11 protein-coding genes are annotated in these 13,307 nt (G+C 42.0%); 10 read left to right on the top strand and 1 reads right to left on the bottom strand.

Translation table 11 applies throughout. The features are described 5' to 3' along the window. Positions 1-208: 208 nt before the first annotated feature. From EQY75_RS07085 to EQY75_RS07065, 5 genes are all read left to right on the top strand, one after another. A complete protein-coding gene (locus EQY75_RS07085; protein ID WP_129604291.1) occupies positions 209-2,170 on the top strand; it encodes a sensor histidine kinase in 1,962 nt (653 codons plus the stop codon). Positions 2,171-2,194: 24 nt separating this feature from the next. Then, entirely contained in the window at positions 2,195-2,875 is a 681-nt protein-coding gene (locus EQY75_RS07080) for a metal-dependent hydrolase (protein WP_129604288.1), read from the top strand. 111 nt (positions 2,876-2,986) lie between these two features. Then, entirely contained in the window at positions 2,987-4,024 is a 1,038-nt protein-coding gene (locus EQY75_RS07075) for an o-succinylbenzoate synthase (RefSeq protein WP_129607016.1), read from the top strand. Positions 4,025-4,029: 5 nt separating this feature from the next. After that, a complete protein-coding gene (locus tag EQY75_RS07070; RefSeq protein WP_129604286.1) occupies positions 4,030-4,965 on the top strand; it encodes a CPBP family intramembrane glutamic endopeptidase in 936 nt (311 codons plus the stop codon). Then, positions 4,949-6,040, top strand: coding sequence for an AMP-binding protein (locus EQY75_RS07065; RefSeq protein ID WP_129604283.1), 1,092 nt, complete (start codon positions 4,949-4,951; stop codon positions 6,038-6,040). Before EQY75_RS07070 ends, EQY75_RS07065 begins: the two co-directional genes overlap by 17 nt. Here the strand turns inward: EQY75_RS07065 and EQY75_RS07060 are convergent. Continuing rightward, entirely contained in the window at positions 6,037-6,222 is a 186-nt protein-coding gene (locus tag EQY75_RS07060; RefSeq protein ID WP_129604281.1) for a hypothetical protein, read from the bottom strand. The genes EQY75_RS07065 and EQY75_RS07060 overlap by 4 nt on opposite strands. A 542-nt stretch (positions 6,223-6,764) precedes the next feature. Here EQY75_RS07060 and EQY75_RS07055 point away from each other — a divergent pair. From EQY75_RS07055 to EQY75_RS07035, 5 genes are all read left to right on the top strand, one after another. Then, complete coding sequence (locus EQY75_RS07055; RefSeq protein ID WP_129604278.1) at positions 6,765-8,147, top strand: M24 family metallopeptidase; 1,383 nt, start codon at positions 6,765-6,767, stop codon at positions 8,145-8,147. A gap of 1 nt (position 8,148) precedes the next feature. Next, positions 8,149-10,344, top strand: a complete 2,196-nt coding sequence (locus EQY75_RS07050; RefSeq protein ID WP_129604276.1) for a TonB-dependent receptor plug domain-containing protein — start codon at positions 8,149-8,151, stop codon at positions 10,342-10,344. 79 nt (positions 10,345-10,423) lie between these two features. Next, positions 10,424-12,175 carry a carboxypeptidase-like regulatory domain-containing protein gene (locus EQY75_RS07045; protein ID WP_129604274.1) on the top strand — a complete coding sequence of 584 codons (1,752 nt, stop codon included), beginning with the start codon at positions 10,424-10,426 and terminating at the stop codon, positions 12,173-12,175. Beyond that, the gene (locus EQY75_RS07040) at positions 12,162-13,115 is read left to right on the top strand and encodes a carboxypeptidase-like regulatory domain-containing protein (protein WP_165200569.1); all 954 of its coding nucleotides are present in this window, start codon (positions 12,162-12,164) and stop codon (positions 13,113-13,115) included. Before EQY75_RS07045 ends, EQY75_RS07040 begins: the two co-directional genes overlap by 14 nt. 2 nt (positions 13,116-13,117) lie before the next feature. After that, complete coding sequence (locus tag EQY75_RS07035; RefSeq protein ID WP_129604269.1) at positions 13,118-13,300, top strand: hypothetical protein; 183 nt, start codon at positions 13,118-13,120, stop codon at positions 13,298-13,300. Positions 13,301-13,307 lie beyond the last annotated feature (7 nt).

Below are 13,307 nucleotides of genomic sequence, written 5' to 3'. Positions count from 1 at the left end.
TTTGAATCTCCCAATACGACAATTAGAATTATTATTGAGACTTAAAAATTCATGGATTATCCGGGAAAGGGAATTAACAACACATCCAATACAGTTTACAACAAATATTAAACCAGCCCGTTAAATAATGGTAAGTTTGAGGGACGTATTCCAAGGGAAGGAACCCAAAATTTTATGAAGGAAATTACTTCTATGTACTAAGCGTGTTATGGCAAAAAAGCTTGGCATCATTTTATACTTTTATTTCGCTTTTGCGGCTTTATCCGGCTTTGCACAGGATTTAGACCCATTAGATAACGATGCTTTGCTCAAATTCCAGAATGCGGAGTCCGTTTCGGATAGGTTCAGTTTCTTTTTTGAGACAGTGAACAGATACAATACGAATTCGGCCTACGACTGGTTGGATGCTGTGGAAAGATACATTAAAAGTGCCGAGAACGGTGGCGATTCTCTGGCCGTTAAAAAGTACAAACTCATTCAATCTCAAATTTATTTTGACCTGGGAGACTACGATCGGAGTGTAGCTGTCGCAACAAAGATCTACAGTGAAAAACACAAATTAGACAAGCCTGCCAAAGAATTATTGCTCAATATTTTAGACGATAACTATTCCCGACTCGAACTCTACGACAAACAGGTAGAAATACGCAAGAAAAAAAGAGAATTAGGCTTTAAAAACAATATTTCCTTTTACGACATCTATTCCAATTTAGGTTTTCACAGACAGGCCATGAAAGATTATATCATGGACAATAAGAATGAATTTGAGGATAACGATTATTACGGCCGCGCGATATATCATAATTCCATAGGAAATTTTCTGCTGCTCGATAAAACAACTTCCACCGCTCTTACCAATTTTTCCAAGGCCAAAGGATTAATCGATGTGTACCACAACGATATGAGCGTTGTAAAAACCGAGAGTGACATCATCAATGCAAATCTGCTCAAAGGAATCATCGAAGGAAATATTGGGAAGTGTTATCTGCAAATGGGCCAGTTCGAGGAGGCCATTCCTTATCTCGAAACCAGTATATCAATTATTGAGGAAAACAATATAGGACGTACCTCTACAGAGGTAAATGAAAATGTACTCGCCCTTGCCGAATGCCATCTCAGATTGAACAGGCTAAATATCGCAAAGGATTATCTGGATATCGACCTGGAGTTAACGAAACCCAGTCAGATTATCAAAAAGAACCGCTTATACGCGGTATACTACGACCGGATAGGCGATTTTAAGAACCAGGCGATGTATTTGAAAGAGAACGTGAGGATACGGGATTCTCTCGAAATAAATCAATCCTCAATAAAAACGCAGCAGATTGCTACAATAATCGCGGAAGAAAATCTGGAAGATTCGAGAAGACAGATCAGTCTTCAGAAACTCGAAATGGAACAGACGCGCAGCGATATGGCGGCTATGGATGAAAGGACAAATTTAGTCTTTATCTCTCTGATTTTTACTCTTTTGGGTTTTGCCGGATTGGTATTTGCCTATCTGAAAAGTATAAAGAATCAAAGGCTGATCGCAGAGCAAAAACACATAATTGAGAATGCCCTGGTGGAAAAGGATTCCTTGCTGAAAGAAATTCATCACCGCGTTAAGAATAACCTGCAAATGGTTTCAAGCCTGTTGAGTCTGCAGACAAAAAATACCCGGAGCAAGGCAGCGATAGAAGCCCTGGAAGAAGGAAAGAGCAGGGTGAAAGCAATGGCGCTTATTCATCAAAAACTCTATCAGAACGACGATCTGTCCGTCATCGAAATGCAGGGATATATTGAAAGCCTGGTAAATAGCGTCCAATCGGTTTTTAAGAAAGGTGGTCACAGTATTAATATCACCATAGACGCAGAGGGGGTTGAACTCGACATCGACCGTGCCATACCCTTTGGCCTGATCCTGAACGAACTGGTCTCTAACTCTTTTAAATACGCCTTTCCTGAAGATAAGAACAACGGTAAAATTTACATACACCTCAGAAAAAATGGAGATCAGGGCTATTTTGAATACACCGATAACGGGATAGGCTTACCCGATGATTCTGAAGAGCGAGCCAATTCGTCTATGGGTATACGTTTGATGAACCGACTCGTAAATCAGTTGCAGTCCAACTTAAATATTGATAAAACCACAGAAGGAGTTCGATTTTGGTTCAATTTTAAATAAATTAGGGCCATCAAATCGATTTGTATGGAAATCACCTTCCTGGGGCACGCTTCCCTTACCGTAAAACTTGATGATCACACCCTTTTGGTAGATCCCTTTATCACAGGGAATCCCATGATAAATGACGCAGTTAAACTAAAGGATTTGAATCCTGATTTTATCCTGCTCACTCATGCCCATCAGGACCATGTCCTGGATGTTGAAGCAATTGCAAAACAAGCCAATTCGAAGATTGTCAGCAATTACGAAATTGCCATGCACTTCCAGGAAAAAGGTTTTGAAGTTCATCCCATGAATCACGGAGGTAGCTGGTCATTCCCTTTTGGTAAGTTGAAATACGTAAATGCTGTGCACACCTCCTCCTTTGCCGACGGCACCTATGGCGGACAACCGGGGGGATTTATTCTTAGTGCTTCCGGAAAGACTATTTATGTCGCCGGCGATACTGCACTGACCATGGATATGAAGCTCATCCCTGAAGAGTTCAATTTAGACCTGGCCATCCTTCCTATTGGTGACAACTTCACTATGGGCGTTGATGATGCGATCCGTGCTTCCGAATTCGTCAAATGCGATTCCGTAATGGGCTATCATTACGATACCTTCGGCTATATTGAAATTGACCATAAACAGGCCAAAGATTCATTTAAAAAGGCAGGCAAGAAACTACATCTTTTGGCGATAGGGGAATCACTCTCCATCTGATCAGCTCTATTTGTTTTTACTATTGGGGTACAACAGCTCAGACATTTATACCAGAGACCGTTTGGAATTTAGCAGGAAAGACCATTTATGGCTAAATTTGCACAACTTCTTATGAAAGCTTCTTTTAAAAAACACATACTCCATTTTAAAAGACCTGGCGGAACCTCCAGAGGGGTTTTGAGGGAAAAAGAAACATGGTTTATCATCCTTAACGACGGACAGAAGGTGGGAATAGGTGAATGTGCCATGTTCAAGGGCCTGAGCGTTGACGATGTTCCTAACTACGAAGAGAAATTAAAATGGGTCTGTTCAGAAATAGACTTGGGTATGGAGGTACTTCGCCGTGAGTTGCAGGAATATCCCAGTATTCAATTTGGACTGGAACAGGCGTTCCGATCTCTGCGTGCTGAAAATCCATTCTGTCTTTTTCCTTCTGATTTTACAGATGGGAATGCACCGATACCAATAAATGGCCTTATCTGGATGGGGGATAGGAAGTTCATGGAAGAACAACTCAAAGATCGTCTGGCCGATGGCTTTACTTGCCTGAAGCTCAAAATAGGAGCGATCGATTTTGAAACAGAAATCGAAATCCTTAAAGGTATACGTGATCTGTACAGCGCTGAAGAGGTTGAAATCAGGGTAGATGCAAACGGTGCCTTTAGTAAAAATAATGTTTTTCAAAAACTGGAGAGACTGGCTGAGCTTGACATTCATAGCATTGAACAGCCCATAAAGCCAGGTCAGACCGAACTTATGAGGGACTTATGCGTTGAAGGAATATTGGATATTGCGCTGGATGAAGAATTGATAGGAATTTTCACTGAAACAAAAAAGAAAGAATTACTACACATAATTAAGCCGGATTACATTATTTTAAAACCCAGTCTGGTTGGTGGATTTCACGGAAGCATGGAATGGATTACCTTCGCCGAGGAATTAGGAGTGAAGTGGTGGGTAACCAGTGCTTTGGAAAGCAATATCGGGCTGAATGCCATAGCACAATGGACATTTTCGCTCCATAGCCCATTGCCTCAGGGACTAGGCACAGGCAGCTTGTTCACTAATAATATAGATAGTCCGCTTGAGGTAAGTAAAGGCCATCTCTGGTACCAAAATGAAAAGGCTTGGTCAACGAATTTAATCTGAAAAGTATGTATATAGAACAAGGATATGAAGGAGAATACAAGCAATGGAAATTCTGGATTTTACCCTTAGGCTTTATTGCCCTGATGGTCTTTAATTACATTTCTGTACTTTATTCCCCGGTCAGCGTAGAAGTTATGATGGCCGATATGATCGAAAAACTGGGCTCTAATCTAGTTCTGATTTTACTTCTTTTCCCATTAGCCCTCGGCCTTTTCTTTGTACTTGGGTGGGTAAAACTGGTGCAATCCCAGTCAATCAGGGCGCTTACAACATCAAGGAAAAAAGTGGACTGGAAAAGGATTTGGTTTGCCTTTTTGCTCTGGGGTGGTATAACTGTGGGCTTAACCCTGATTGATGTATGGTTTTCTCCCGAGAATTTCGAGTTCAATTTTCAACTCATACCTTTTTTAAAACTAGCATTGATTGGAGTACTGCTTATCCCCCTGCAGACGAGTTTTGAAGAGTATATGTTCCGCGGTCATATGATGCAGGGCATCGGCCTGCTGGTTAAAAACAGATGGTTTCCATTATTATTTACTTCCTTGCTCTTCGGTCTGATGCACCTGGGGAATCCGGAAGTGGACACCCTTGGCCCAGGAGTGATGATCTTCTACATCGGTACCGGGCTATTTCTGGGAATAATTACCCTTATGGATGAAGGTTTAGAGCTGGCTTTGGGGTTTCACGCAGCCAATAACCTCTTTGGAGCGCTATTGGTAACCGCCGACTGGACTGCGTTTCAGACGAATTCCATTTACAGGGATGTATCTGAGCCTGTTCTGGGATGGGATATTCTGGTTCCCGTATTTGTAGTTTTCCCATTATTACTTTACTATTTTTCCAGAAAATACGGATGGAAGAACTGGAAGGAGCGATTGGCAGGAAAGGTACATACGAAAGAAGAATTTGAAGAAAATTACTCACATGCAAAATCAGTTTAAAGAAACACATCCTTCTTTTAGATTCCAAGGAGTACATTACACATATCACGACTTAAATGACATGGCCTACAGCCTTATCAAAGAAGGTGAAAAAGAAGAACGACTCATAGGTGATTTTTTAATGGACTGGGTATCCCCAAAGGACCATGTCTTTTTGAAAACTTCGGGAACAACCGGAAGAGCAAAATCCATTAGTGTCTCAAAGCAAGCCATGGTGAACTCCGCATTAAATACGGGAGAGTACTTTGGTATAGGAGCAAACCAGACTGCCTTATTATGTCTATCAGGCACTCATATTGCGGCGAAAATGATACTTGTCAGGGCCATGGTGCTCGGGTTGTCCCTTGATACTGTAGACCCTACCTCATCCCCGTTGAGCGCAATAAATAAGACTTATGACCTCTGTGCAATGGTTCCTTTACAGTTGGAGAAGTCCATTAAACATCTATCGAGGGTAAAAACATTGTTGGTTGGAGGAGCGCCGCTTTCTTCGGAATTGAGGGAAAAACTACAAAGCAGCTCATCCAAAATTTTTGAAACCTATGGAATGACGGAGACCTGTTCTCATATTGCCGTTAGGGCGGTCAATGGAAGTGAGGCGGAATTTAATGAGCAGCTGGTTAATCCTTTTAAAACCCTGCCCGGGATTACAGTTTCTACAGATTCCCGGAATTGTCTCGTGATTAATGCTCCTGATTTGGATGTAGACTCCCTGGTGACCAATGATCTGGTTGAACTCATATCGGAAAACGAATTTAGATGGCTCGGCCGTTGGGACAATATCATTAATTCCGGCGGGGTAAAACTCATTCCTGAAACCATAGAAAACAAATTAAACCCCATCATAGAATCTCGGTTTACTGTTCTGGGCAAGCCTGACAAAAAGCTGGGTGAAAAGTTGGTTCTTGTAGTAGAAGGAGAGGGGGATGCAGCTCAAATACTAAATAAAATAACGGATCTGGACAGCCTAGACCAATACGAAATGCCTAAGGAGGTACACTTTATTCCTAAATTTGAGCTCACGAAGAGCGGAAAACTCGATCGCAAAATACTCAAGGAGCAATTTCTGACTTAATCTTGATAGTTTTCCCAGACTTCTTTTGCTTTTTCCTTGAGATAAAGGGCCGTGGCCGGTTTTAGGGAGGCGGTACAAGGATTAATTGACGGATCTTTACCGTATATGGTTGTATAAAACAAGGCAGCTGTAAAAAAAGAACCTGCCTCGCTGGGATGGACCCCATCAACACTGTAAAACATAACTTCACTTAGAGGATCATCTTATATCTTTTGTAATCCCAATACTATAGGCCTACAATACCGGATACAAGAGGTGCTGCCTGTGCATAAGTGGCAAAAATATTAGCTAGCATCCCGGATTGATCCACATAGGCCCGGATAGTAAACATGCAGATCTCAGTCGAATTTCCTTTTTACTTAATTTGTTTATCGTACTTGCACTTTCAGCGTGATCCTGCATCGTGGCGCCATCTATTGCAATTTTATCGATAGCAGGTGTGTAGTCAAGATCGGCCACCGCGGTAAATTCCTTTGATAGAAATACAAGCCCACTTAAAAATGGGTATGACTGTTACCGATAAAAACAATATTTTTTACCTGAAAAAGTATGACAGGATCGGGTAACTCGGGCATGGAGATCTTCTTACTTTAAAAGCAGGCCATAGATAAGACGAGCATGACCGTGACAAAGAAGGAAGATAATTTCATTCTTAAATATAAGGGCATTTTAATTTCCCTAAAAAGCCGTATTTTGAAACATAATTTTATCTACTCTAAGCTTTATGGTTTCATACTTAAATCGTTTTAATTTTTTTCCATTTAAATATTGTTTAATTCTCTGCTTCCTTTGGGCAATTACCCCTGGGTTTTCCCAGCATATCCTGCCTGAGGAGGATCGCGCCCGGGTAGTTGATGAAATCCTTTCTACGCGTTTTAACACCCTTCTTCCCCAGCTAATGGACAAGACCGGTTTCGATATGTGGATACTTATTTCCCGCGAGTACAATGAGGATCCTGTACTTCGGACCATGCTGCCAGCCACCTGGCTCAATGCCAGACGCAGAACCATACTGGTGTTCTATAGGGATACGGCTAAAAATACCATTGAAAAGCTCGCTGTTGCGCGTTATAATGTCGGCAAAAATATTGATTCGGCCTGGGATAAGGAAGAACAGCCCAATCAGTGGAAACGCCTTATGGAAATCATCGAAGAAAAAAATCCATCCAAAATCGGACTCAATTATTCCAGGGACCACAATATTGCAGACGGACTCGACAAGACAGATTATGACGAGTTTATGGGATACCTCCCTTCCCGTTATCATAAAAGAGTGGGCTCGGCAGAGCAACTCGCCGTGCGATGGATAGAAACCCGCACAGAACGCGAAATGGTCATTTTTTCTCAGTTGGTCAGCATAACCCATGAAATTATCAAGGAAGCATTTTCAGAAAAGGTAATCACTCCCGGGATTACCACTACCTCAGAGGTGGAGTGGTGGATGCGGCAGAAAGTTACGGATCTGGGCCTTGAGACCTGGTTTCATCCTACAGTAGACATACAACGGACAAATGAAACTCTGGTGAGTCATTTGTATTCATTTTCGGGCAGGCCCGATGATATGGTCATCCTGCCCGGCGATTTATTGCATTGCGATTTTGGGATCACCTACCTCAGGCTTAATACCGACTGTCAGGAATTGGCTTATGTCCTCAAGCCAGATGAGACCACCCCGCCCAAATTCCTTGTTGAGGCTTTAAAAAAAGGAAACAGAGTTCAGGATCATCTTACCGAAAATATGAAAGAGGGGATGACAGGGAATCAGATCCTGGCTAAAGCCCTGGCGGCAGGCAGGGCAGAAGGGCTTCGCCCAGCAATATATACTCATCCTTTAGGCATGTACGGTCATTCTGCAGGAACAACCATTGGGATGTGGGATGCCCAGGGTGGAGTGATGAAAGATGACGGGGATAACTACCCCCTCAATCCTAACACGGTTTATGCCATTGAGCTCAATACCACTGTGAATATTCCGCAGTGGAAACGCGATATCCGTATCATGCTGGAAGAAGCAGGGTTTTTTGGCCCTGAAGGGTTCAGATATGTGAATGGCAGACAAACCGATTTACTTCTAATACCAAGGCCAATGCCCCACCAAGGTCAATGATATGAGAAATTTAATAGTCTTTTTAATTACAGTATTGTTGAGCAACTCCTTTCTTGGGGCTCAGGAAATCAGGAATCCAAATACGACGATCTTCTGGGATACATCTGTTTCCATGAAAGACAGAGATCTGGAGAAAGAGCTGGATGTTCTTGGAAAATTATTTCAACGCACACCAGACCAGGAAGTGCAACTTGTTCTGTTCAATATCGAAACTGAAGAACGATCGTACCAAATTAAAGGGGGTAATTGGGAAAGCTTGCGCAAAGACCTTTTAGCCATTACATACGATGGAGCCAACCATTACGCCATATTAAAAGGCCAGGCCAAACACCCGAATATTTATATGTTCACTGATGGAAACGGGGTTTTTGAAAAAGATTATCCCGAGCTTCCTGCCAAAAGCTATCTGATCAATAGTTCGCCCAACCGGGACGAGGAATTCCTGAAGAGGTCTGCCCTGATCAACCGTTACCGCTTGATGGACTTTGCGGCGATCTTACCTGAGAACATAGGCAGTCTGAAAAAGGTTCAAAGTAGTGGGAAGAATTTGGTGAGAGGAAAAGTGTATGTAGATAATCAACCAACACCTGATGTGGTGATAGCAGTAAAGGGTATTTCAGGGGGTACAAGGTCTGTAGTTGACGGAAGTTTTTCCATAGAAGCGAATCCCGGAGACAGTCTCTTGATTAGCAGCAGGAGCAACAATACCTACAAGGTGGTAGCCGTCGAAGATACGGATCAGATGAATGTGTTCCTGGAAGGCAATGTATTTACCCTGGATGAGGTTACGCTGATTGAGAAAAGACAAGAAGAGGAAACTTCAATGGTCACGACGGCTTATGGGAAGGAAAATGCCGAAAAATTGGGCTATGCAGCTCAATCGATAGACGAAAACGAAATCAACCCGATTCAGACAGATGTGTCTCAATCGGTAATCAATAAATTCTCTAATGTTAACCTGGGAAACACCGAAGATATCAGTAGAGCTACAATGCGATCGAACACCTCAATTTTAGGTAATAATTACAGTCTGGTTGTTATTGACGGGGTGCCACAACGTCAATCCGATTCATCTAAGGGGGCTTCAGTTTCCGGACAGCAAGTTTTTGATTACATCAACCCTGATAATATTGCCTCAATTTCAGTTTTAAAAGGCTATGCGGCTACCAATAAGTACGGTAGTATCGGAGCCAATGGTGTGATTCTCATAACGAGTAAAGGTGCCGCAGCTGCTAACCAAACAGGTGAACCCCGGGATCTGGCCCGACTCACGGATAATATTTACGATGAGGAACAAGCCGTTGTTGGAAGTCGTTCCGCGTTCAGAAAAACACTGGAATTATCTAATTCCACTGAAGAGGCATATACTGCATATTTAAAGATGAGGTCTAAGGCCGAAGCAGAGATGGAGTTTTTCTTTGATGCGGCCGACTATTTCAAAACCAGGGACAGCCAAAAAGCTGCTACAATAACCTCTGGCATCCTTGAACTGTTTCCCAGGGATATCAAGACAATGAAGGCGGTTTCTCTTGCCTTGTCAGAATTAGGGTATTATCTGCAAGTGCTTGCGATCAATGAGGAGATCATTGAGATTGACGATAAAAACGTGCAGGCGTATCTCGATTTGGCTGTTGCATACAGGCGCCTGGGTGAGTATAATAAGGCACTGCAGCAACTGCTGGCATTGCAGGAAAATTCTGCACCGCCAAACCTGGCCGTAAAGCCTATCGCCAAAACAGTAAACAGGGAGTTAAAGAATCTTGTATTCAAGCAGAAGGGTGAATTAAATTTGACTGGGGTCCCTGACAACTACTTGAATAACATTAAATACAATGTTCGCCTGGTTTTTGAGTGGAACGATCCGGAAGCCGAATTTAATCTGCAGTTTGTGAACCCTCAAAAACGATATTTTAACTGGGAGCACAACAGTATTTCCAACGCAGAGCGAATGAAAGACGAGATTTTAAATCGGTACACTTCAGAGGAATTTGAATTCTACGGAGAAGGAGTTCAGGGACAGTGGATCCTTAACGCTACCTATTTAAACCATATAAACATGACCAATCAGGTGCCCTTTGTATTAAAATGCACCATCTATCAGAATTTTGGATATCCCGATCAAAAATCGGAAGAGATAGTCGTCGTATTCAACAGTCGGCAGGAAACTAAGCAACTAAAAACCCTGCTTGTAAATTGAATCAATAATTTTCTTAATTTTAAGGGAATTGGCAGGTTTTTTGTGGTAATACTGCTGATCATTTAATTGAGAAAACGCTATGAAAAAGACAATTATTTTTAGCCTGCTTCTGTGTTTTACTGCAGCATTGCAGGCTCAGGAGAATCAACTTACCATCAGGGGAAAGGTGACTAATATGGAAACCCCGTTAGTTAATGCAGAAGTGCGTTCCGAGAAGAGCGGGCAAATGGTCAAAACTGATGTTGAAGGGAAGTACGAAATAGACACTTCGGAAGGTGACCTTGTGACCTTTTCATATCCCGGTCTGTCCGACATGGAGATCGTGGTGGAAGATGTGAGTTCGGTCCTCAATATTAAATTAAATACAGCAGTAAATGTCCTTGACGAGGTAGTTGTAGAAAAGACAAAGATTAAAAGTCAGGCTCAATTGCGAAAGGAATACAACAGCAATAAAAACCTGATCAATACTGCGTTTGGAATTCTCGACAAGGAAATCACAAACTTCTCTGTAAGGATTATCGATAAATCCCAATTCCTTTTTGGAGGCATTGATCTTGCATCTGCCATCCAATACCGAGCGGCCGGTATTCGTGTTGACCGCTCCGGTGATTTCTACAAGCCAACGATATACTTAAGAGGATCTGCAATGGGGATGTTCCCCGCTATTTATGATGTAGATGGTTTAATTCTCAAAGATTTCCCGGATTTTGTAAACATAGAGAACGTTGAGCGTATTGCTATTCTCAGCGGCCTTGGCCTTGTGAATAAATACGGAGGACAAGGAAATGGAGGAATTATCGTGATCAATACAAAAGGCGCAAATACCTTTAGGGAACCGCTAACGGGTGGCCCTTATGATCAGGCTTTGTTGAGGAATAATATTTATGGAGGGAATGCACTTTCGAAAGACAAATTAAGCTCAAGTGTTCCTACCTATCTCAAGGACTTATATGCCAGTGGGTCGGAAGAAGAGGCTCTGGAACTTTATAAATCTCAATCTAAAAAGTACAGTAGTTCCCCGTATTACTTTTTGGATGTCTTTGGGTATTTTGCTGCCAAGTGGAAAAATACGTCCTTTGCTGATCAGATTATTGAGGATCATTGGTATTTATTTAAAGAAAACCCGGTGGGGATGAAGGCTTTGGCCTACTTGTACCAAACCCTGGGTAGGACAGAAAGGGCGCATGAACTTTACAAAGAAATTTTCATATTGAGACCTAATTATGCCCAGTCCTACAGGGATCTGGCCCTGAGTTATGTCGATGTGGGCGATTACCGTAAGTCGGCCGCCATCTACGCCAGATATGACTACCTGATCTCTGAGGGTTTTATTACAGCAGAGGACAAGGAATTTACCCCCTTGATAGAACGTGAATTCAGCAACCTGCTCGAACTCCACAGAAAGGAATTGATAGGAACAGAGGCAAAGAAGGGCCCTTCCCTGAACAGTGATTTTGAAGGTACCCGTATTGTTTTTGAATGGAATGACAGCGAAGCGGAGTTTGAACTGCAATTTGTTAATCCGGAGAAAAAGTATTTCAAATGGGAGCACAGTTTGCTCGCCGATCCTGATCGTATCCGAGAGGAGAAAATAAAGGGATATTCCTGCGAAGAGTACCTTATTGACGGAAGCCTTACCGGTACCTGGCAGATTAATCTAACCTATTTAGGAAATAAGAGTTTAACCCCTACCTTTTTAAAGGCGACCATCTATTCCAACTTTGGGACGCAGTCGCAACGCAAAGAAGTGAAAGTGTTTAAGCTACAGTTAAAAAATGTAAATCAGGAGCTATTCAAGGTGCAAAATTCACAATCCCTTGTTTCGAATTAAATCAATTATTACATATTTTCTTTTTATATCCTTAGTTAATCTGGCCAATTCTCAGCAAGATTATAAAGGCATTATTGTAGACAAGAAAACAAATCAACCCATCCCTTTTGTCAATATAGGTATTGTGGACAAGGGTATTGGGACCGTGAGTAATGAAGATGGCTTGTTCCATCTAGAACTGGATCGGGGACTATTTAGTGCGGAAGAAGTGCTACAGTTCTCTGCACTGGGATATACTACTATTAACAAGCTGGTCTCAGATCTCGAATTTCGTTATAATGAATACCCCCGGATTCTCATGGAACCCAAGGTAGAATTGCTGAACGAAGTAGTGGTCACAAATGTGGGTTTATACGAAAGTGAAGAATCGATCGGCTATGAAAATGGGGGACATCAGTTTTATGGCTATTGGAAGGATAATATAGCTTTAGGGGGAGAACTGGGTACGAGGATACGGATCAGAAAGGGATTGCGCAGGCTCAATGAGTTTACTTTTGAGGTTGTTGGAAACACAGCTGACAGCGTTTTGATAAGGATTAACTTCTACAAAACAGACGGAAAGAGTTCTCTCCCCGGAACTAATCTAAACGAAAGCGGAAAAAATATTCTTCATACGATCAAATACCCCGGGCTTTACAAAGTTGATCTGAGACCTTTTGATCTGTTTGTAAAAGACGATTTTATTGCGAGTTTGGAGTTGTTGAGGGTGTACGGCAATAGTAAGATTGGACTTATATTGGCTGCAGCCAATAATAAGTTTACCGATTCCTATAAGAAATATGCCAGTCAGGATACATGGCAATTGTTATCGGATGCAGCCATGGCCTATAGGTTGCAAAGTACCGGATACTTCAAGAAACCAATAAAAAATCTAGAAACAGGAAGAAAGAGGAAGCAAATACATCCTTTATTTCAGGATATGTATTTAATGGGAATATAGCATTGGCAGATGTACAAGTGGTTAATCTGAGCAACGATATCACTGTTAAGACCAATGAAAAAGGAAATTATGAAATTCCGGCCTCGGAAGGGGATTTAATAGAGTTTTCTGCCAGGGGCATGAAAAAACTAAGGATCAAGATCCTAAAGAAGAAATTTATCAATATCAGATTGGAAAGGTCCTAGGAATTCA

Source organism: Muriicola soli, from assembly GCF_004139715.1.
Lineage (GTDB): Bacteria > Bacteroidota > Bacteroidia > Flavobacteriales > Flavobacteriaceae > Muriicola > Muriicola soli.
The sequence above is the reverse complement of the archived record's forward strand: the minus strand, read 5'-3'. Positions and strand labels throughout refer to the sequence as shown.